At 44.2% G+C, this 19,644-nt stretch carries 21 protein-coding genes; 8 read left to right on the plus strand and 13 right to left on the minus strand.

All coding sequences use genetic code 11. From position 1 onward, the window contains the following. A partial coding sequence (locus tag H515_RS0105040) for an ISAon1 family transposase N-terminal region protein (RefSeq protein WP_028901665.1) occupies nt 1-298 on the minus strand: 298 nt, incomplete at its 3' end. Between the two features lie 516 nt (nt 299-814). After that, nucleotides 815-2,332 (minus strand): bifunctional ADP-dependent NAD(P)H-hydrate dehydratase/NAD(P)H-hydrate epimerase, encoded by a 1,518-nt coding sequence (locus H515_RS0105045; RefSeq protein WP_028901666.1) that lies wholly within the window; start codon nt 2,330-2,332, stop codon nt 815-817. A 90-nt stretch (nt 2,333-2,422) separates the two neighbouring features. Here H515_RS0105045 and hpt point away from each other — a divergent pair, with 90 nt between their 5' ends. The 4 genes from hpt to pgeF all read left to right on the plus strand — a co-directional run bounded on the left by hpt (nt 2,423) and on the right by pgeF (nt 5,612). Continuing rightward, nucleotides 2,423-2,962, plus strand: coding sequence for a hypoxanthine phosphoribosyltransferase (gene hpt, locus H515_RS0105050; RefSeq protein WP_025876152.1), 540 nt, complete (start codon nt 2,423-2,425; stop codon nt 2,960-2,962). Continuing rightward, entirely contained in the window at nt 2,962-3,534 is a 573-nt protein-coding gene (locus H515_RS0105055; protein ID WP_025876150.1) for an adenylate kinase, read from the plus strand. The genes hpt and H515_RS0105055 overlap by 1 nt, the downstream gene beginning before the upstream one ends. Nucleotides 3,535-3,637: 103 nt before the next feature. Further along, nucleotides 3,638-4,807 (plus strand): GTPase ObgE, encoded by a 1,170-nt coding sequence (gene obgE, locus H515_RS0105060; RefSeq protein WP_202898980.1) that lies wholly within the window; start codon nt 3,638-3,640, stop codon nt 4,805-4,807. Then, nucleotides 4,800-5,612 carry a peptidoglycan editing factor PgeF gene (gene pgeF / locus H515_RS0105065; RefSeq protein ID WP_025876146.1) on the plus strand — a complete coding sequence of 271 codons (813 nt, stop codon included), beginning with the start codon at nt 4,800-4,802 and terminating at the stop codon, nt 5,610-5,612. Before obgE ends, pgeF begins: the two co-directional genes overlap by 8 nt. 593 nt (nt 5,613-6,205) lie before the next feature. Here the strand turns inward: pgeF and H515_RS0105070 are convergent. Both H515_RS0105070 and H515_RS0105075 read right to left on the minus strand, forming a co-directional pair. Further along, entirely contained in the window at nt 6,206-6,391 is a 186-nt protein-coding gene (locus tag H515_RS0105070; RefSeq protein WP_028901667.1) for a hypothetical protein, read from the minus strand. Nucleotides 6,392-6,529: 138 nt separating this feature from the next. Next, a complete protein-coding gene (locus tag H515_RS0105075) occupies nt 6,530-7,720 on the minus strand; it encodes a phosphoribosylaminoimidazolecarboxamide formyltransferase (RefSeq protein ID WP_262499232.1) in 1,191 nt (396 codons plus the stop codon). A gap of 169 nt (nt 7,721-7,889) precedes the next feature. On the opposite strand from H515_RS0105075, the gene H515_RS0105080 reads away from it, so the two are divergent. After that, a complete protein-coding gene (locus H515_RS0105080) occupies nt 7,890-8,174 on the plus strand; it encodes a hypothetical protein (protein ID WP_028901668.1) in 285 nt (94 codons plus the stop codon). A gap of 80 nt (nt 8,175-8,254) precedes the next feature. Here H515_RS0105080 and rplS read toward each other — a convergent pair whose 3' ends face one another. Further along, nucleotides 8,255-8,617 (minus strand): 50S ribosomal protein L19, encoded by a 363-nt coding sequence (gene rplS / locus H515_RS0105085; RefSeq protein ID WP_025876142.1) that lies wholly within the window; start codon nt 8,615-8,617, stop codon nt 8,255-8,257. Nucleotides 8,618-8,923: 306 nt separating this feature from the next. On the opposite strand from rplS, the gene H515_RS13020 reads away from it, so the two are divergent. Both H515_RS13020 and H515_RS0105095 read left to right on the plus strand, forming a co-directional pair. Further along, entirely contained in the window at nt 8,924-9,745 is an 822-nt protein-coding gene (locus H515_RS13020; RefSeq protein WP_025876140.1) for a 5'-nucleotidase C-terminal domain-containing protein, read from the plus strand. Then, nucleotides 9,742-10,584: a bifunctional metallophosphatase/5'-nucleotidase gene (locus H515_RS0105095; protein WP_025876138.1), complete on the plus strand. Its 843-nt coding sequence runs from the start codon at nt 9,742-9,744 to the stop codon at nt 10,582-10,584. The genes H515_RS13020 and H515_RS0105095 overlap by 4 nt, the downstream gene beginning before the upstream one ends. A gap of 30 nt (nt 10,585-10,614) precedes the next feature. Here the strand turns inward: H515_RS0105095 and porT are convergent, their stop codons facing one another. After that, nucleotides 10,615-11,361: a type IX secretion/gliding motility protein PorT/SprT gene (porT, locus tag H515_RS0105100; protein ID WP_025876136.1), complete on the minus strand. Its 747-nt coding sequence runs from the start codon at nt 11,359-11,361 to the stop codon at nt 10,615-10,617. 212 nt (nt 11,362-11,573) lie between these two features. Between porT and H515_RS13950 the strand changes: the two genes are divergently transcribed. Beyond that, complete coding sequence (locus H515_RS13950; RefSeq protein WP_081410121.1) at nt 11,574-11,741, plus strand: DUF362 domain-containing protein; 168 nt, start codon at nt 11,574-11,576, stop codon at nt 11,739-11,741. 505 nt (nt 11,742-12,246) lie between these two features. On the opposite strand, the gene H515_RS0105105 is transcribed toward H515_RS13950, so the two are convergent. The 7 genes from H515_RS0105105 to H515_RS0105135 all read right to left on the minus strand — a co-directional run bounded on the left by H515_RS0105105 (nt 12,247) and on the right by H515_RS0105135 (nt 19,597). Continuing rightward, the gene (locus H515_RS0105105; protein ID WP_028901669.1) at nt 12,247-13,662 is read right to left on the minus strand and encodes a tetratricopeptide repeat protein; all 1,416 of its coding nucleotides are present in this window, start codon (nt 13,660-13,662) and stop codon (nt 12,247-12,249) included. A gap of 81 nt (nt 13,663-13,743) precedes the next feature. Then, on the minus strand, nt 13,744-14,706 hold the full coding sequence (locus H515_RS0105110) for a PstS family phosphate ABC transporter substrate-binding protein (RefSeq protein WP_025876134.1): 963 nt from the start codon (nt 14,704-14,706) through the stop codon (nt 13,744-13,746). 13 nt (nt 14,707-14,719) lie between these two features. Next, complete coding sequence (locus tag H515_RS0105115; RefSeq protein WP_025876132.1) at nt 14,720-15,607, minus strand: energy transducer TonB; 888 nt, start codon at nt 15,605-15,607, stop codon at nt 14,720-14,722. 33 nt (nt 15,608-15,640) lie between these two features. Next, nucleotides 15,641-16,300: an ExbD/TolR family protein gene (locus H515_RS0105120; protein ID WP_025876130.1), complete on the minus strand. Its 660-nt coding sequence runs from the start codon at nt 16,298-16,300 to the stop codon at nt 15,641-15,643. Next, nucleotides 16,300-16,959 (minus strand): ExbD/TolR family protein, encoded by a 660-nt coding sequence (locus H515_RS0105125; protein WP_025876128.1) that lies wholly within the window; start codon nt 16,957-16,959, stop codon nt 16,300-16,302. Before H515_RS0105125 ends, H515_RS0105120 begins: the two co-directional genes overlap by 1 nt. A gap of 31 nt (nt 16,960-16,990) precedes the next feature. Then, the gene (locus tag H515_RS0105130; RefSeq protein ID WP_025876126.1) at nt 16,991-17,830 is read right to left on the minus strand and encodes a MotA/TolQ/ExbB proton channel family protein; all 840 of its coding nucleotides are present in this window, start codon (nt 17,828-17,830) and stop codon (nt 16,991-16,993) included. A 555-nt stretch (nt 17,831-18,385) separates the two neighbouring features. Then, nucleotides 18,386-19,597, minus strand: a complete 1,212-nt coding sequence (locus tag H515_RS0105135) for a bifunctional 3,4-dihydroxy-2-butanone-4-phosphate synthase/GTP cyclohydrolase II (RefSeq protein WP_025876125.1) — start codon at nt 19,595-19,597, stop codon at nt 18,386-18,388. Between the last annotated feature and the right edge of the window lie 47 nt (nt 19,598-19,644).

Consider the following 19,644-nt stretch of genomic DNA (forward strand, 5'->3'; position numbering starts at 1 on the left):
CCATGTCTAAAGCAATGGGAAGGGTAAAACTCTTGCCCGTGCGCAAATCCGTCCATCGTCTGCGACGAATTTTCAAGATCACCTTATGGCCTCGAATAGGGAAGTCGGTTATATTAACTGCTTCCATGAACCCCTTGGACTCGAAGGTGGCATTACCTGACAAAGTCTTGTCCATACGTTCGTCAAGACTAATATGAAACTCAGGTCCAACCTCGCAGACAGAAACGATAGTAAAATAATCTAATATTTGAGAAGGCAAAACAAGAGTTGCCAAGGTGCGTAACATTTTTTCTTCCATAATGCGAAGGTCGGAATTATTAAGATAAATAACAAATTATTCCCCCATTGATTTTCTACTGAGCCATTGGTTCGTTCATTCGTTTTTCGATTATGCATGAGCTCTTGTCGATGGAAGGTCAGCCATCGCATTCCGAAAGCTGACCTTTTGATGTGCGAAAGCTAATCTTTCGCTGCGTGAAAGCTGACCTATTGCATGACTGTGGTTAATTGGCTGAATTTAAGTTGGTTATGCAATTGAGTTTCGGAGGTGTTTTCCTTCTGTAGCTTTCGTATATTCAATTGAATCGAAACCTTCAAAAAATAATGCGAAAATGCCAGATTAACAGCAAATTCGCACGTATTTCGGTTGGGGAAGAGTTTCTTTGGGCATCATCAGTAGTTATCAAATCTTGTCATGATATAAGATAGCTCACAAATCAGTTCATGAAGCATTGATGCACAACAGACTATGAATCTATTGATAAAACTCGGTTTCAAGTAGGAAAAGCTGACGGCTTTGAATGTCTTTGCTCTCTTAGTCGTTCACCTTTTTGAATGCTTCGGGCAAGAATCTAATGATGTCGCTGGCCACGAGGCTTTCCTTGCCCGTCTCTTTCATGGCAAGGTCGCCGGCAAGTCCGTGCAGATACATTCCAACGGTGCAAGCATTAAGCTGACTATAGCCACGTGCCAATAAGCCTGTGATGATGCCTGTCAGCACGTCGCCGCTTCCAGCTGTTGCCATTCCGCTGTTGCCCGTTGAGTTGAAAACCACATTCCCGTTGGGCATGCATAATGCGCTGTAGTGTCCTTTCAGAATAATGAAGGCCTGAAGGTTCTGCGCCATTTCACGTGCTTGCTGTAGCCGTTCGTAATCGCTGTTGGCCGGGCTGCCGCTAAGTCGGTCAAACTCCAGCGGATGTGGGGTGAGGATGATGTTTTTGGGCAGTTGCTGCATCCAGGCTCTGTGGTTGGCGAGCATATTGAGTGCGTCGGCATCAGCCACAACGGGGCATTGTGCGCGCCGGATTTGCGTGATCATGGCTATAGCCGTGTTCTCCACCTGTCCGAGACCTGGCCCGATGCCAAGTGCATCAAAGTCTTCTGTGTCAACAGCCTCAGAGAATGTTGTTTCTTCGTGGTCCATCTGCATAACGGCCTCTGGTACGGAGATTTGCATGATGCTATAGTTCTTCTTCGGAGTGTGCACCGTCACTTTTCCCACACCTGACCTCAGACATGCTTGAGTGGCCAATATGGATGCTCCAGCCATCCCATAGCTTCCTGCAACAATGAGTGCGTTGCCCATTTGACCTTTGTGGGCAAAGTCGTTACGGTGAATCATGCGTGAGCGAATCATGCTTTCCTCTAACAAAGTGAATTGCGCTTCAGCCTTTTCTATGAAGTCTTGGCTTAGCCTAATGTCAAGCACTTTGGTTCTTCCAAGGTACGTTTGCGCGTCGCTCAGGAAGAATGACAATTTCTTCTGATGGAGTGTCAATGTGAGATCGGCACAGATGATGTTGGCTGTGACGTTGAACGAATTGTCCTCTGCCATCAATCCCGATGGGATGTCTATGCTCACCACCTTCGAAGGGCTCTGGTTGATGTACTTTACCAGCGATGCAAAACCGCCAGCCAGCGGCCTTGTCAGCCCCGAACCGAACAATCCGTCGATTACCAGTATGTCTGCCGTCAGTTCGGGTGGGTCGAATGTCGTGGTGACCTCTGTAAAATCATTGAAATACTTGAGGTCAATCAGGCGTTGTTTGTTGATTCCACAATCTTCGGAAAGTTTGTTGGAGATATTGAAGAGTATGACTTTCACTTTGAAACCCTCTGCCAGTAGCAGTCGGGCCACAGCCAGTGCGTCGCCACCATTGTTGCCTGGTCCGGCAAAGACTATGATTGGGGTACTGGTGCTCCATTCATCCATGATGCAATGGACGATAGCCTTGGCCGCACGCTCCATCAAATCAACCGAGCGTATTGGCTCGTGCTCGATGGTATGTTTGTCAAGCTCGTGTATTTGAGCGCTTGTGAATATCTTCATATCGTACGCAAATTTACAAAATAAATGCTAATCCTATGGATAGTTTGCCATAATTTTCGTAAATTTGCGCAAAATAACAGAATTAGTAAAATGAGTCGAGTAACAATTAAAGACAAAACGTTTGAGACTTCAATCTCCGAAGCGGAGATTCTGGAGAGTGTCAAGCGTGTGGCAGACAAGTTGAACCATGACATGGAAGGGAAGAACCCGCTCTTTATCGCCGTGTTGAATGGCTCGTTCATGTATGCTGCTGACTTGATGAAGTTTATTAAAATTCCTTGCGAAATATCATTCGTTAAGCTTGCTTCCTATGAGGGAACCACCTCTTCGGGCAAGATTAAGGAGGTGATAGGGCTCAATGAAGATATTCATGGCCGCCATGTGGTGATTCTTGAAGACATTGTCGATACCGGAACGACCATGAAACGTATGCTGGAAACACTGGGAACACGCGAGCCCGCCAGTCTGCATATCAGCTCGTTACTGGTGAAGCCTGGAAAATTGCAAGTGCCATTGAACATTGAATACGCTGCAATGGAAATTCCAAACGACTTCATTGTGGGATATGGACTGGACTATGACCAGCTTGGAAGGAACTTGAGAGACATTTACACATTAGTGAAAGAATAATGAAAAATATTGTAATTTTCGGCGCTCCTGGTGCAGGCAAAGGTACTCAGAGCGACAAGATGATTGAAAAGTACGGCTTCGGACACATCTCAACTGGCGATGTGCTTCGTGCTGAAATCAAAAACGGTACTGAACTCGGTAAGACTGCAAAAGGGTATATCGACAATGGGCAGCTCATCCCTGATGAGTTGATGATCGACATCCTGGCAAGCGTTTACGATAGCTTTGGCAAAGAACACAAAGGTGTTATCTTCGATGGCTTCCCACGTACAATACCACAAGCCGAAGCATTAAAGAAAATGTTGTCGGAACGCGGCCATAAGGTGGCAGCCATGATCGAACTCTTCGTGCCAGAGGAGGAATTGATGAAGAGACTGCTTCTCCGGGGTAAGGAAAGCGGACGTTCCGACGACAATGAGGAAACGATAAAGAAGCGTCTGAACGTCTATCATACACAGACTTCTCCTCTGATTGACTGGTATGAGGCAGAAGGTATCCACCATCACGTTGAGGGTTTGGGTACAATCGACGAGATTTTTGCCCGTATAGCAAAAGTTATTGATAATTTGTAAAAAAACAAAGCCTCCCCAAGCCCTTCTAAAGCAGGGAATGTTGACAGCAGCAAGCGAGAGACATCCCCCACTTTAGAGCCTTGGGGAGGTTCTCTTATTTATTATGGAATCCAATTTTGTAGATTACGTTAAGATATATTGTCGCTCTGGAAAGGGTGGCCGAGGCTCCATGCACCTTCGTCATGTCAAGTACAATCCCAATGGTGGCCCTGACGGAGGTGACGGCGGTAAGGGCGGAAGTATTATCCTTCGCGGTAACCACAATTATTGGACGCTGCTCCACCTGAAGTACCAACGTCACGTCTATGCCGAGCATGGAGGGAACGGCGGGCGCGACAAGTGTCACGGAACGGACGGAAAGGATATGTACATTGATGTACCTTGTGGTACGGTGGTCTATGACGCTGAGACGGGAAAGTTTATCTGCGATGTGTCCTATGATGGTCAGGAGGTAATCTTACTGAAAGGAGGACGAGGCGGACTGGGAAACTTCCAGTTCCGAACGGCAACCAACCAAGCGCCCAGATATGCGCAGCCAGGAGAGCCGATGCAGGAAATGACCATCATTCTTGAGTTGAAACTTTTGGCTGACGTTGGTTTGGTAGGCTTTCCGAATGCTGGAAAGTCAACGCTTCTTTCCGCATTGTCGAGTGCCAAACCAAAGATCGCCAACTATCCGTTCACCACGATGGAGCCTTCGCTCGGCATTGTGAGCTACCACGACAACCAAAGTTTCGTGATGGCTGATATTCCCGGAATCATCGAGGGAGCAAGCGAGGGCAAGGGGCTCGGTCTGAGATTCCTACGGCATATAGAACGCAACTCGTTGCTGCTCTTCATGGTGCCCGGAGATACTGACGATATAAAGAAAGAGTATGAGATTTTGCTCAACGAGCTCAGGCAATTCAACCCGGAGATGCTCGATAAGCATCGTGTGCTGGCAGTAACAAAGTCGGATTTGCTTGATGATGAGCTTATAGAGATGTTGAAGGAGACGCTGCCGACCGACCTTCCCGTAGTTTTCATATCAGCGGTTGCGGGAATGGGCATCAGCGAACTGAAGGATATTCTTTGGAAAGAACTTAATGCAGAGAGTAATAAGCTGCAAGACATTACATCGGAGGACACGCTGGTGCATCGCGATAAGGATATGTTGCGGTTCGAAGCCGAAATGCACGCTGAGGGTGCGGATGTGGAAGAAGTGGAGTTCGTCGATGATGAGGATATCGAAGACGTGGAGGAACTCGACGATTTTGAATATACCGATGATTAAACCTAAACTGCATTATTATGATTTGGGTAGCGGAGTGGTTGCATTCAGCTCTACCCGGCATGGTGGAGTGGGGACAGACACCCATGCATCGTTCAGCATCAACAAATACTGTGGTGACGATGTTGATGCGATCGCCCTCAATCGCAAGGCTCTGGCTTCTGAGTTGGGAATCGAAACTGAGCGGCTGATAGTCCCTCACCAAGTCCACGGTGTTGAGTCGCAACTTATTGCCAACGATTTCTTTTCACTTTCGCAGCCTGTCCGCGACCAAATACTGGATGGAGTCGATGCCGTGATGACGAATGAGGCCGGTGTGTGCGTAGGAGTCTCGACGGCCGACTGCATTCCTGTGCTGGTTTACGACTGGCATCGTCATGCGGTTGCGGCCATTCATGCTGGCTGGCGTGGAACTTTGCGACACATTGCCCTCAAGACGGTCAGGGAAATGACAGTTAATTTTGGGTCGGTTGCCAACGAGCTGATGGCTGTTATCGGTCCTGGCATCTCGCTGAAGCACTTCGAAATAGGGCAAGAGGTTTACGACCAGTTTGCCAGTGCTGACTTCGATATGGATGCTATTGCGCAACTCTATCCCGTGAGGGAAAAGAAGGAGGGGGAACCACCAATGAAATGGCACATCGACTTGAAGCGCTGTAATCGCATGGATTTGGAAATGGCAGGCCTCGACTCATCGAAAATAATGGATTCGGCTATCTGCACTTTCGATTCTGTGGAGGATTATTTCTCCGCACGTAGGCTTGGAATCGATTCGGGGCGCATCTACAATGCCCTTATCTTACGTTAGTGCTGAAAAGACACCACTGAAAATGTAATTGATATTTGTGTACAGTCCATCGTTGTCATGCGATTCTATATGCATGGTTAAGTAAAAGTTCTCTTGTTTTCCGACACAACGTACAGTCTGAATAGTCGTCTGAAGACAAAATAATCCAACACCAAGTCTGTTTTGCTGATTTAAGACATGCTACAAAATGAATGCTGTCGGATGTCATCAGAGCTATCCTCGTTTAAAAGCTTAGCTTTTGAAGGGTGATACCTGATCTATCACATCGTAAAAGCTCACCTTTCACATGGAGGTTCTTATGTTATTGGTAACCAGTTGATTATAAAACGAAATCTGTTTAATGCCTTGGAGGGTTTGCTGCAATGGTTGATGTAATAAAAAAAGAGATGTTTCATTTTCTCATTTGCGAAAATCAACATCCCTTTTGGTAGAAAATCACGCAGTGACTCCTTTTGAATCCGATAAGTTTTTAATGCCGTTGCCAGTCCAGACCACCCACATGGGATGTTCAAACTTGATTGACGGCTGATGTGCGATGCCACTTCAGCCGCCCAGTACCCGCATGTTTCCATGCCCCAACTAACTTGACATGGCTATTTATGCCTGTTGGCTCTCTGTTGGCGGTATTTGGCCTTTTGCCTTGCGCTTCCAGAACCGTGTGCACCAGTGATATATTTCTTTTTCTTGGCTTTGGTTTTCACCTTGCCATCATCGGTTTTTGGTTTCGGAGCACCACGGAATACCATTCCGCCTTCAATTATATCATCTATTTCACTCATGTTATTTCCTTTAATTTGAGTGGAAATTCAGGAGATTCGTCAATCCTCGGCCATAAATAGTTCTGACAACGGCAGTCGGAATCAAATAATCCGAGGAGTCAGAAATCTCGCTAAACTCTTTCCTTTCAAAATCATTAATCAATGATGGAACAGTCGTACGCCTGTGAATGCCATTGCGATGCCATACTTGTCGCATGTGTCGATGACATGGTCGTCACGAATGCTTCCTCCAGCCTGAGCTATGTATTCAACACCGCTCTTGTGTGCACGTTCGATATTGTCGCCGAAGGGGAAGAATGCGTCGGAACCCAGTGCCACCTTGGTGTTGCGGGCTATCCAGTCCTGTCTCTCCTCGGCAGTGAGTGGCTCCGGCTTCTCGGTAAAGAACAGCTGCCACGTCCCCTCTTGCAAGATGTCCTCGTATTCATTCGATATATAGATATTGATAGAATTGTCACGGTCGGCACGTCTGATGCCTTCCTTGAACGGAAGATTCATCACCTTCGGACACTGGCGCAACCACCATTCGTCGGCCTTGTTGCCTGCCAGACGTGTGCAATGGATTCGACTCTGCTGCCCAGCTCCAATGCCGATAGCCTGTCCGTCCTTAACGTAGCAAACAGAATTGCTCTGGGTGTATTTCAGTGTTATCAATGAGATAATCAAGTCGCGCTTGGCATCTGCAGGGAAGTTCCTGTTTTGTGTAGGAATGTTCTCAAACAGTTGGGGATCATCCAGCTTCACCTCGTTCCGTCCTTGCTCAAAAGTTATTCCGAAAACCTGTTTCCGTTCGATAGACTTGGGGGTGTAATCAGGGTCTATTCTGATGACGTTGTAGTTGCCCTTTCTCTTGTTCTTCAGAATCTCCAATGCCTCAGGAGTGTAGCCTGGTGCTATCACGCCATCGCTCACTTCCCTGTTGATGAGTCGTGCCGTAGCTTCGTCGCAAGTATCGCTGAGTGCGCAGAAATCGCCGTAGGAGCACATGCGGTCGGCACCTCTCGCACGGGCGTATGCTGAAGCCAAAGGGGTCAATTCAAAAGTGATGTCATCGACGAAATATATCTTTCTAAGTGTGTCGTTGAGTGGTAATCCGATGGCTGCTCCAGCAGGACTGACGTGCTTGAACGAAGCTGCGGCAGGCATACCAGTGGCTGCCTTCAGTTCTTTGACCAGTTGCCAGCTGTTGAGGGCGTCCAAGAAGTTGATGTAACCTGGACGGCCGTTGAGCACCTCTATAGGTAAATCGCCGTTGTCCATGTATATTCTGGATGGCTTCTGATTGGGATTGCAACCGTATTTAAGAGCTAATTCTTTCATAAAATTAATTGGATAGATGTTATCGATAGTGCAAAGATACTCAAAAGATAGGAGATAGTAGGGCACTTCGATATTATTTTTGCGGCGTGGCTGATTTTCTTTGTTTTTTCTAATGACTTTTTACTCTATTATCCAATCTTTTAGTACTTTTGCACATGTAAAGTTTAGTTTTGTTGAGATGGACAAAAGTGTTAAGAGTCTGATGGAGGAGTTTAGCCATAAAGCACCGATTTATGATGCGGTGGCAGCCGATTTCGAGAAGGTGTCTGCAAAACTGGCAAAATATCATATCCATCTGAATTCCAAATCGCTGAAAAAGCTTTGGGGTTATTTGGCATCGAAGGAGAAGCCCTCTAAGAAAGCGCTGGACAGAATGGCATTGTTTGCTGGCTTCCAGAGCTGGAAAGATTTTCAGAAAGCTATTCATGGTGAGAACGATGGACAGTTGAATTATGATGATTGAGCGAGGGATTAATTGAAAAAGAAAAAAGGCTCGGAGCATTGCTCTGAACCTTTTTTATTTCCTTGGATTTACGAAGGGAATTACTTTTCTGTGGTAATTGTTCTCTTCTCCTGGATGCGTGCAGCCTTACCTGTGAGCTTACGCAAGTAATAGAGCTTGGCACGACGAACCTTACCACGCTTGTTCACTTCGATAGAATCGATGTTTGGTGATTCCAATGGGAAGATACGTTCAACACCAATGGTGCCAGACATTTTACGAACAGTGAAGCGTTTCTTCTCACCTACACCGCTGATCTTGATAACAACACCACGATAGAGCTGGATACGCTGCTTGTTTCCCTCGACGATTTTGTAAGCGACAGTTACAGTATCACCAGCTTTGAACTCTGGAAACTTCTTGCCGGTTGCAAATGCTTCTTCAGCAACTTTAATTAAATCCATTTTGTTTGATAATTAAATATTGTTTGTCGTTCCAATATAACATAGCTCAAGACTCGTCCAAGGCCAGCGGTTATACCGAAAAGCGGTGCAAAGTTACGATAATTTATTGAATAACATAGGGAAATGAGCTCTTTCATCTTTGGTCTTTAACTAATTTTTAGATAATTGTCTTATAAGCATTCTTTTAAAGATGACTAAATAGCAAGTTTTTGTTACCTTTGCAAAGGAAAGGTGCAAGTGTTCTATTGATGAGCGAATCTGTAAAATATTTATGTGCGTTATCTACATTATATAATACATAAAACTATGAGTAAAAAATTTGTTCTAATGGGTGGATTAGGGGTAATTATGGCATTTACAAGCTGTACCACCCACTATCAGTTGACAACGATCGACCGAAGCAGAATACTGATAGACCAACGTTACGATGTGAGGCAAGATACCAAGGCCGTTGCCTTCCTTGCTCCTTACAAGCATCAGGTAGATAGTATAATGGGACCGGTCGTGGCACACTCTCACCACTACATGAAAGCTGAAAGACCGGAGAGTGATCTCTCTAATTTGCTGGCCGATATTATGGTGTGGGGGGCGAAAGCCTACAATGAAAAGGTTGATTTCGCAGTCTATAACATGGGAGGCATCCGTGCAGGCTTACCAGCTGGCGACGTTACCTATGGCGATGTGTTGGACATCGCACCCTTTGAAAACAAGATTTGTTTTCTTACGCTCACAGGTGATAAGGTAATGGAGCTTTTCAAACAGATAGCGCATGTTGGCGGAGAAGGTGTAAGTAAGGGAGTTAAGCTCGTTTTGAGTAAGAACAATACTTTATTGCGCGCTTATTTGAATGGTAAGGAGATAGATCTCAATGCCAAATACCGGATCGCTACAATTGATTACCTGGCACAGGGCAATGATAAGTTGGAGGCATTTAAGGCTAAAACCGACTTCAATTCCCCACAAGAGGAATCCAATAATTCGCGATACATTATCCTTAATTATTTTAAGGAACTAACTTCGCAGGGAAAAGTCGTCGAAAGTCGGACTGAAGGAAGAATTGTATATTTGATTCCAAATAAAGAAGTGGCAATAGGAGTAGCACACCATAAACAAATAAGGAAATTATGAAAAGATACATATTATTGACAGCACTCTGTATGTTGAGTGTGGTGGCAATGGGGCAAAGGAAACAGCTGACGATCTTACACACAAACGACACCCACAGTCAGATAATACCTTTCAAGTCAACATTGGCTGATACCCTAAAGGCTGGAAGAGCAGGCTTTGTTAGGAGAATTGAATTGTTGAGGCAGGAACGTGCCAAAGACCCTAAATTATTATTATTCGATAGTGGCGATTTCTGTCAAGGCTCACCTTATTTCACCATGTATAAAGGTGATGTTGAAGTAGGACTGATGAACCAAATGCATTATGATGCCGGAACGATTGGAAACCACGAGTTTGATTTTGGGTTAGAGAATATGATAAGATTGTTCAAAGGTCTGAACTATCCGATTGTTTGCTCCAACTATGATTTTGCTGGTACAGAATTGGCAAAGATTGTGAAGCCATACACGATCATAAAACGCAAGGGAATTAAAATAGGAGTTATAGGATTATCTCCGGCACTTGAGGGATTGGTTTTAAAAGCCAACTATGGCCCATTGAAGTTCCTTGATCCTATTACCTGTGCGCAGAAGTATGCCGACATTCTAAAAGGCAAGGGATGCGATTTGGTCATTTGTATTACACATTTAGGAGTCAATATCGAAGGTGTCAGCGATGAAGAGCTCGCAGCTGAAACGCGTGGTATTGATTTAATACTCGGTGGCCATTCACACACTTTCTTGCAAGAACTTCTTTATGTGAAGAACCTTGACGGGAAACCTGTAGGCATAGACCAGAATGGCAAGAGCGGTATTTATATAGGAAAAATGCTGCTCGACTTTGATAAAAAGAAGAAATAAACAGATTTGAACGCTGACTGCATCGGCTTTCTACTCAAAGTAGAAAGTCAGTGCAATCATCTTGGAATGGGCCTCTTTGACAGAGTTGGTGTACATCAGCATACTCTTGTCTCTGAGGTCCTTGGCATGATTGGTGTTCAGACAGTTCCCAATTCCGTACATAAACTTGAGTTCTGGTCTGAGTTTGAAGTAGGGAAGGTAGAAGTCGCAGCCTATTCCAGCCTCAAGATACGCATCACCGCCTTTTAGTTTCAGGTAATCATCGTCCTTCCCCGACAAGTTCAGCATGGGATTGATGCCCACCATGACGTACGGACGGTGATTGTTGAAACGTGGGGCTGCAGCTATCAAGTCGAGTGCACATGAGATGTAAGCAGACTTGAGGTCTTGAACCTGCTCGGTGGGCTCACCGTTTGCGTCACGATCTGAAAGGTTGCGGAATGTGATGTGTCGTGTTCCAAAATACATGGCTGGCGCAACCCTGAATTGAAAGGTTGTGTTGATTCGGAGTTCTCCAAGCACACCCACTGTGAAGCCGGCGTCCCATCGGTCCTGATCAGCAGAAACAGTCTTTTGAACGAGACCATTCCCATCGTCCAAGTCGACCATTTGCGGCCCAGCATTCAATAGTTCCAAATCCTGTATGTGTGCACCGACCATGACTCCAAAATGAAACTTTCTCAAATCGGTATAAGGTCTGTTTTGCACTGTTCTGGTCTGTGCAAACACATTGATTGCACACAACGATAAAATGGCTATGTAGAATATTTTTTTCATATCTGAAACAATAACGTTGTACGTGGCTGGTTATTGTATTTGCCATACAAGAGTTTGGTGGCGGCTCTATTTTTATGACGTCTAAATTCAGAAAAAAAGTAACGTTCTTATGATTAAATTCAAATAATGTTTTTACCTTTGCAACATACAAAAGTAGATACAAGATATCTATACAAAAACATTATTAATAAAAATAAAGGAGTATAATTATTATGGCTTACGTAATTGGCAATGACTGTATCGCTTGTGGTACATGTATTGATGAGTGTCCAGTAGGTGCAATTTCTGAAGGCGAAATCTATAAGATCGACGCTGATGCTTGCACAGAGTGTGGAACATGTGCAGATGTTTGTCCAAGTGAGGCTATTAGCCTTCCATAGGAAAACGCATAAACGTAACTGATTAAATTTTAGCGGGCTCATTAAAGTCCGCTTTTTTATGCTCGATCTTGTTTGGTTGAGTTGTCGCGCAAAAAGGTGGAATGGAACCTATTCCACTGAGTCCCAAAAGTTCACCAAGTCGTCCTCGTTCTGACAAGCTAAAACTTGCTCCGATTCTCTAATTCTCTTTGGAATCATTCAGTAAAGATTTGTTTTTCTCAAGGGTATTGTCCTCAAAGATTGCGTCAGTTGGCATTTGTTGTTTTCGATGCTTATCAATCGTAAAATGAAAGGTAAGCTATTGGGTGGTGATAGATGACCTTTCGTGTTGTAAAACATTAGCTTTTGCATGATAGACGGCCAATGGCTGATAATCAGTACTTTGTACCATTACAGCCTATTTGTATGCTCCCGTTCGAACAATATGATTTATTTTCTCGATATGTGACAAATAAAAAAGCGATGATTTATAAATCACCGCTTTTTGTATCTTAGATAATTTTATTTACATACCTAGTGCTTTCTTAGCGTATTCATTTTCAGGGTTCACCTGTAGAACCTTCTTGAAGTAGGAATCAGCTGTTTCCTTGTTGCCCTTCTTTGAGTAGTAGTAACCCAGTCCGTAGTAAACTTGTTCCAAGTAGCTCTTATCCTCATTTGTCAGTGAAGCTTTTGCCTCTTCGTATGCTGCTACTTTCTTGAAGATGTCAGCAACCATGTCTGGATCATTCTTCATCTGGGCTGCATTGGCCTCGTTCAACCAAATCCAATCAGAGATGGATGGGAATTTGGTTATCATATTTTCATATACGCCAATGGCCTTGTCTAAGGTAGCGTTTTTCTCAGCTGTGTCGGTCAATTTTTCTGCCTTGTCAATATAGGTCTGGGCAAGTTTCGACCAGTCAGTTGAATTCGCTTTACTACATCTGTTGAGGTAATCCATCTGAATCTCAAGCGCTTTGTCTTCCATCCCCTGTGCAGCGTAAACATCAGCCATACCCTTCAGTGGCTCAAGATTTTCCTTGTCCATCTCCATTGCCTTCTTAAAGTTTGCGAGCGACTCGTCGAACTGCTTGTTGCCACATAGCGCCTTGCCGCAAACTGCATAGTCGTTGGCAACCTTCTTGCCATTGCCAGCAAACATGGTCTTTGCATACGAAAGGGCTTCGGTGTAGTTGCCCTTTTCCGTTGCGGCCATCATGCCGATACGCGCAATGTACTCACTGCTTGGGAACTTTTGCAAACCAGCTCTTACAACATCCAATGTCTTGTCGTACATGCGTGAGATGAATGCAGTGTAACCATATTTATAGAAGTTCTCCTCACTCATGTTGGACAGCTGTGCCTTGTCAAACCATGCGAGTGCTTCGGCATACTTGCCGTCATTGAGCATGATTTCAGCCGCTGTAGCTTCTACAGGATAGTTAGGTTCTACTTTTCTGAGCTCCTCCAGCTTTTGGACAGCCACATCTGCGTTCACGTGGCGATAGACTTTGGCATAGCGCTCGTAAGCTTGGATGTTGTGTGGGTCAAGGCTGATGGCTGTCTGATACTGGGTTGCTGCAGCACCCGCATTACCAATACTGTCCTGAAGCGCAGCTATATCGCCAAGAAGGAGGTAACCTTCGCTACCGTTCATTTTCTTGTTGTTGACAACTTGGTTGGCAATTTTTGAAGCCTCGTCGTAATTGTGTTGTGCCAAGAAAATATTACCTAAAGCGATAAGGGCCTTTTCGTTTTTCTTGTACATTTTCATGTAATCCTTGATAAGGTCCTTTCCTGCCTTCGGGTCGTTCGGTGCAGCTTCCATTGCACTGATGATAGGATTGAGAGCAGCCTTATAACTGTCGTCTTGAGCGATTGCAGGAGTTGATAAGCTTAGTATCAATACTCCAGCTAATAAATATTTCTTCGTTTTCATAATTCCATTATTTAGTTAAACTTCAAGTGGACTTTTACTAATTTGATGTTCCATTTCTCCAGAAGTTTAATGGTTAATGATTTATTGAGTTTTTACTTTTACTTCTCTAATGTTGATTTCACCTCGGTAGGGGAGTAAACCAGCCTTGAAGATGATTTTCTGGCCGATAGGCCCTGTGATGAAATTGGCAAAAGCCCAAGGCAATGCCTTGTGGGGGTCTGCGACGATGGCGTAAATAGTCCTGACAAAAGGATAACGACCATCGAGCAGATAAGCCTGATAGGGTTGCCAACTGTTACTGTCAATGGCCTTGCTCGTCTTTGAGATAGCCATCACTCGGATTTTTTTTGTGAATGTGGTGTTGGTGCTGTCTCTTCTGTCGTTCAGCCAGTTTGAGCCAATAACACCTATTGCGTTAGGAGTGTTGTGGACATACTCTATTACTGCCTTACTGTTTTTTGCAGCGACTATGTTCTCACTCTTGATGTTTTTTCCGTCTAATATGGAATCTACAACGTAATGGAGCGTTGCAGATGCTTTATTGTCGAATACTACTTGAATATCACCTTTGTCTGATTTGGGATAAATTTGGTTCCATTTGGTTACTTCGCCTTTCAAAAGCTTCTTGACATCCGTAACGGTTATGCACGAATCGGTGTTGCTGCGGTTAATGATGAAGGCAATTCCATCATAGCCAATTGGAAAAACGGAAGGGATGGGCCCCTTGCCTCTTAAGATTGCATCTTCGCCTTTCTCTAAAACTCGAGAGGTGAAGAAAAGATTGACCTTCTGGTCAAGTAACATTTTCATGCCAGTGTTATCGTCTGTATAGACTGGCAATAAATGGGTTTGAGGAAAGCGGTACTGATATACTTGCAACTCTTCCTCGATGATTGGGCTAAAACTTTCGTCAGAGGCGAATTTTATCGTCCCTGACGTCGGTGTATCTGTTCTACCGTCCTTGGCCTTCCTCTTCCCACAGGAGAAGAGAAAGGTTAGGGATAGTATCAATCCTACTGAAATGTAGAATGTGGATCGTTTCATAATTTTTTTCAGCTTACTGGAGTTTGAACGTGATAGGAAGTGTGAACCAGACGTTGGCAGGCTGACCGTTGTTCATACCTGGGTTCCACCTCGGCATGCTGTTTACAACACGAAGCGCCTCTCTATCAAGTGCTGGGTCAACACCGCGAGCAATTTGTGCCTGACTAACGCTACCATCGCGTCCTACCACAAACTTCACGATAACTCGTCCCTGGACTCCATTTTCAGCAGCAACTGCTGGGTATTGGATGTGTGATGAGAGCCATTGGTTCACGTTACCCTTGAAAGCTGGCATCTGCTCAGCTACGGTGAAAATCTTGTTTTCGACCTCTGCCTTTGGAGCCTCTATCTTTGGAGCTTCCTGAACTGGTTTCTCAATTTTAGGTACGATGTCTTGTGGAGTTACAACTGTGCTTTTTGCAGCAGTAGTACTACGGTCATTAACACCTTCCTTTGTTTCAGAGCCTACCGCTTTGTCCGTATTGTTCATTTTGACCATTGGAGGCATTTCTTCCTTTACATCCTTATCATCCTTGATGACAGGGGCTGTAAACTTCACAGTAGCACGAGTTTCAGGAACAATCTTTTCTGGCTCAATCTTCTTGGGCTCAGGTTTCTTCTGCTGTTCCTTACGCTTCTGCTGTTCTTTCTTAGCTTGTTCAAGAGCTGCAAGCTCCATCTTAGCTGCGTAAGCTTCCTGTGCTGCTAAATCATCATTGTGCTTTTTAATCTGCCATGCTAAGTAGCCACCACCGATGAATGCAGCAATAAGCAGAATAGCTAATGCTTTGATATTTCGCTGTGAAACGGTCTTGCGGAGGTTGTAGGCTCCGTAAGTTTTGTTCTTATCGGCGAATACCATTTCGACCCATTTAGGATCGTATAGATCTATTTTTGCCATTGTTATTTTTCTTTAATTGTTATACATCATTGTTTAAGCTTGAATGCCCTTCTTTGCCAGTAAGGCTTTCTCTTCAGCGCTTAACTTGTCAATGACATAAGTTCCAATGTATGAAATCTGCATTTCATCGAGAATATCTACAAGATGACGGTAAGCAGCTTTATCAGTCGGTTTGATGATAACGGTCAATGTCGGTACCTTCTTGCCGTTGATATTACCTGTCTTGATATTAGCCACCTCTGCTTGATAGATAGAATCTGGATAAGCTGCCTCATTTGCAGCCTTCTTCTTCTTTAACTCCTGCATAGCGATACGCAAGTCTTCATAAGGAACGCTTGCACCATTGTCAACTTCCTTGTGCTGGAGTACGTAGCGAATGCCTGTCTTGCCAGATGTCCAATCTGCTGGTTTCAGCCAGTTGGGATTGTTCAATTCTGGCTTTCCTTCTCCATAGAACATCTTGTCACCATCACCAATGAAGATTGTAATAGAGTGAGACTCTTTAGCCTCGTTCTTCTTTACATCAGGTTGGTTGACGTCTTTGCTTGGCATGGTCAATTCCATAGTTGAAGGCTTGCTCAGTGTTGTACACAACATAAAGAAGGTAATGAGCAACATAAGCATATCAACCATAGGAGTGAAGTCCACGCGGACATTCATCTTCTTCTGTTTACTTTTTACTTCTTTTGCCATTATTTTTCCTCCTTGGCAGCTGCCCCTGCAGCCTTTTTAGCGTCCAACTGTGTTATCATGTAGTAGTGACTTTCATCCATGTCCTGGAGTTCGCTCATTACTTTCTTAACCGTTCCGTAAGGAGTATCGGCATCAGATTTCAACGCAATTCTAACTTTTGGATTGACGTTGCGGGCTGCATTGACCCACTGTTGAAATTCTGTCATCTCCTGACCTTGGATACTATCGAGTGGAATACCCATCTTGGGGAGTTCTGCGTTACGAGCTCTAACAGGCTTTGACAAATAAGCTGCCAGCTTGTCGAGTGGAGCGCCGAAAGTTGACTCTGTCAGGAATGTCTTCTTCTGCTGATCAGTGAGCGTTGTAGGCATTGCATCAAGAATCTGACTCAACTCATTTGTGTTGTCGTAACTCATAAATACCTGGCCTTCGCCAGTCGGTTTTCCATCGGCTCCCTTTTGGGGGCTGATGAGGATTGTCAAGACACCGTTTTCAGGTACGACCATATCGGAAACAGAACCAGGAGTGTTTACTTTCACTGGCTCATTCTTTACGAATGTTGATGTCAGCATGAAGAAAGTAAGCAACAAGGTCATAACGTCCGACATTGGGGTCATATCGATCCAGACGTCCTCTTTCTTAATCTTTACTTTACCCATAGCGATAAAATTTTTAAAGGGTTAGCAAAAATTAAGCTTCTTCTGTGTGGTTTACTTCGTATGTCTGAGCGATAGAATAACCAACCTCGTCGAGGGCATATGTCAACTTGTCAACCTTGTTTGAGAAGTAGTTGTAAGAAACTACCGCACACCAAGATGTTGCAATACCAAATGCAGTGTTGATCAAAGCCTCAGAAATACCAGCAGAAAGTGCAGCAGAGTCAGCACCACCACCTGCAGACAAAGCAGAGAATGACTTGATCATACCCGTTACAGTACCAAGAAGACCGGTAAGAGTACCGAGGGTTACGATGGTAGCGATAATTGGGAGGTTCATAGTCAAAGTAGGCATCTCAAGCTGAGTTGCTTCTTCGTGAGCCTGCTGAATCTTAGCAACCTTATTAGCTTTCTTCAGGTTTGCGTTTGCACCGGTTTCCATATCTCTGTAAGCGTTCAAAGATGCCTTTACAACGTTTGCAACAGAACCCTTCTGCTGATCGCAAAGCTGATTAGCCTTGTTGAGGTCATTGTTGTTCAAAGCTGTCTTGATGTTAGCTACGAACTTTGGAAGAGCACCCTTGCCAAATGCGGTCTTCAAAGCCAACCAACGCTCGATTGACATAGCGAGCACAGTGAGTAACAATGTGTGGATAACAGGAACGACTACTCCACCCTTGAAGATAGTACCCCAAACGTCTGCTGGATTTTCTCTTGTACCTGGGTCCTGGAAGTGCATGTCATTTCCGAACCATGTGAAGAACAATACGAATGCTACGACTGCACAAACGACAATGATCCAAAATGCACCTCTAACTCCGTTGAAGCCCTCTGATTTTTTCTGTTGGGCTGCTTTCTGTTGTGTAGTTGCCATAATTTGATAAAATTTTAATTTTTAGTTATTAATGAATTAAATTGTTAATATCTTATTGATTTTAAAGTATTTGGAAAAATCCTAAGCTTTTGCAGCCTTTGCTTTTCTCCGCATTCTTGGCAAAGATAACAATTAATGAAGAACTAAAACTACAATTAATAACTTTTAACTGTTAATTTCTTGCTAACATTTTATGCCTTTTTTCTTAGGTTTTAAAAGGTTATTGCTCAAGATTCGAAGAGAATCAATTCATGTTTGAAATTCTTGTTATTTTCTTATACTTTGCCATTTAAAAAGCTGTTTCAAGTTTGCATTGCTTGTTCGTTTTAAGGATGTATTCCAATAATTTGATTCCACATAGAGTGAATTTGTGCACTTGTTCGGTGTTTGAAGCTGCATCTCTTTCTTTTATTCCTCATATCTCTTCATTGCAAATTTACTCAATTATATGGTTTTAACGAAAAAATAATGGCATTATTTCATTTTTCGATGTGAAATAATGCCATTTTGCTTAGAAAATCGTTTTTAGCTGGATCCTCAACAACTATTCTTTGATTATAGGTGCAACTTGTGTCCCATTCGTTCCTTCTTTGTTTTCAGATATCTGTAGTCATACTGATTAGGGGTGATTTCAATGGGAACATTGTCAATTATTTCCAATCCATAGGCTTCCAAGCCAACTCGCTTCGTTGGGTTGTTGGTCAGCAGTCGCATCTTATGCACACCGAGGTGGCGAAGCATCTGTGCGCCACAGCCGTAGTCGCGCTCGTCGGGTTTGAAGCCTAAGTGTATATTGGCATCAACAGTGTCAAGACCTTCCTCCTGTTGAAGTTTATAGGCGGCTATTTTATTCATCAGCCCAATGCCACGACCTTCCTGTTGCATATAGATGATTACTCCTTTGCCTTCTTTCTCAATCATCTCCATTGCCTTATGGAGTTGCTCTCCGCAGTCACAGCGACGGCTTCCGAGTATGTCGCCAGTTGCGCATGACGAGTGGACTCGTACCAAAATAGGCTCGTTCTTTTCCCATTTTCCTTTGATAAGTGCCATGTGTTCAACACCATTGCTTGTCTGTCGGAATGGAATGAAATGAAAGTCGCCATGAATAGTCGGCAGTTCCACTTCCTCGCCCACCTCGATGCTTGATTCGTTTTTGAGCCTATAGGCGATGATATCTTTAATGCTGATAATCTTCATGTTCCATTCCTTCGCCTTCTTTTTAAGGTCTGGCATACGTGCCATTGTTCCGTCTTCGTTCATTATTTCCATCAACACACCTGCGGGATAGCATCCTGCGAGTTTGCAAAGGTCTATAGAGGCTTCCGTATGGCCAGATCTCCGCAGCACTCCATTATCTTGTGCGTAGAGGGGATTGATATGTCCCGGACGACCGAATGTCTTCGGTGTGGAGCTGGGGTCTGCCAGTGCTTTAATGGTTGCTGCACGGTCGGTGGCAGACACACCAGTGGTGCATCCTTCCAATTTATCTACTGTTACGGTGAAAGGAGTACCGAGCATAGATGTGTTGTCAGACACCTGATGTGGCAAGTCGAGTTCTTCAGCCCTTGATAAGGTGATGGGCACGCAGAGTACGCCACGTGCGTTCTTAAGCATGAAGTTTACTTTTTCAGGGGTAATCATTTCAGCAGCCATGATAAGGTCTCCCTCGTTCTCACGGTCTTCATCATCCACTACAATAACGAATTTTCCTTCTTTAAAATCCTTTATAGCATCTTCAATGCTACTGAGTTTGAAGTTTTCCATATTTACGATCTATAATATAAGGTGTAGGTCTGTATTCCCGTCTCCTT

The sequence above is a fragment of the Prevotella corporis DSM 18810 = JCM 8529 genome, assembly GCF_000430525.1.
Lineage (GTDB): Bacteria > Bacteroidota > Bacteroidia > Bacteroidales > Bacteroidaceae > Prevotella > Prevotella corporis.

Excerpts from the sequence above, each read along its gene's own strand:
- H515_RS0105045 (WP_028901666.1), bottom strand. The coding sequence starts at position 2,332 with ATGAAGATATTCACAAGCGCTCAAATACACGAGCTTGACAAACATACC.
- hpt (WP_025876152.1), top strand. The coding sequence starts at position 2,423 with ATGAGTCGAGTAACAATTAAAGACAAAACGTTTGAGACTTCAATCTCC.
- H515_RS0105055 (WP_025876150.1), top strand. The coding sequence starts at position 2,962 with ATGAAAAATATTGTAATTTTCGGCGCTCCTGGTGCAGGCAAAGGTACT.
- obgE (WP_202898980.1), top strand. The coding sequence starts at position 3,638 with ATGGAATCCAATTTTGTAGATTACGTTAAGATATATTGTCGCTCTGGA.
- pgeF (WP_025876146.1), top strand. The coding sequence starts at position 4,800 with ATGATTAAACCTAAACTGCATTATTATGATTTGGGTAGCGGAGTGGTT.
- H515_RS0105070 (WP_028901667.1), bottom strand. The coding sequence starts at position 6,391 with ATGAGTGAAATAGATGATATAATTGAAGGCGGAATGGTATTCCGTGGT.
- H515_RS0105080 (WP_028901668.1), top strand. The coding sequence starts at position 7,890 with ATGGACAAAAGTGTTAAGAGTCTGATGGAGGAGTTTAGCCATAAAGCA.
- rplS (WP_025876142.1), bottom strand. The coding sequence starts at position 8,617 with ATGGATTTAATTAAAGTTGCTGAAGAAGCATTTGCAACCGGCAAGAAG.
- H515_RS13020 (WP_025876140.1), top strand. The coding sequence starts at position 8,924 with ATGAGTAAAAAATTTGTTCTAATGGGTGGATTAGGGGTAATTATGGCA.
- H515_RS0105095 (WP_025876138.1), top strand. The coding sequence starts at position 9,742 with ATGAAAAGATACATATTATTGACAGCACTCTGTATGTTGAGTGTGGTG.
- porT (WP_025876136.1), bottom strand. The coding sequence starts at position 11,361 with ATGAAAAAAATATTCTACATAGCCATTTTATCGTTGTGTGCAATCAAT.
- H515_RS13950 (WP_081410121.1), top strand. The coding sequence starts at position 11,574 with ATGGCTTACGTAATTGGCAATGACTGTATCGCTTGTGGTACATGTATT.
- H515_RS0105105 (WP_028901669.1), bottom strand. The coding sequence starts at position 13,662 with ATGAAAACGAAGAAATATTTATTAGCTGGAGTATTGATACTAAGCTTA.
- H515_RS0105110 (WP_025876134.1), bottom strand. The coding sequence starts at position 14,706 with ATGAAACGATCCACATTCTACATTTCAGTAGGATTGATACTATCCCTA.
- H515_RS0105115 (WP_025876132.1), bottom strand. The coding sequence starts at position 15,607 with ATGGCAAAAATAGATCTATACGATCCTAAATGGGTCGAAATGGTATTC.
- H515_RS0105120 (WP_025876130.1), bottom strand. The coding sequence starts at position 16,300 with ATGGCAAAAGAAGTAAAAAGTAAACAGAAGAAGATGAATGTCCGCGTG.
- H515_RS0105125 (WP_025876128.1), bottom strand. The coding sequence starts at position 16,959 with ATGGGTAAAGTAAAGATTAAGAAAGAGGACGTCTGGATCGATATGACC.
- H515_RS0105130 (WP_025876126.1), bottom strand. The coding sequence starts at position 17,830 with ATGGCAACTACACAACAGAAAGCAGCCCAACAGAAAAAATCAGAGGGC.
- H515_RS0105135 (WP_025876125.1), bottom strand. The coding sequence starts at position 19,597 with ATGGAAAACTTCAAACTCAGTAGCATTGAAGATGCTATAAAGGATTTT.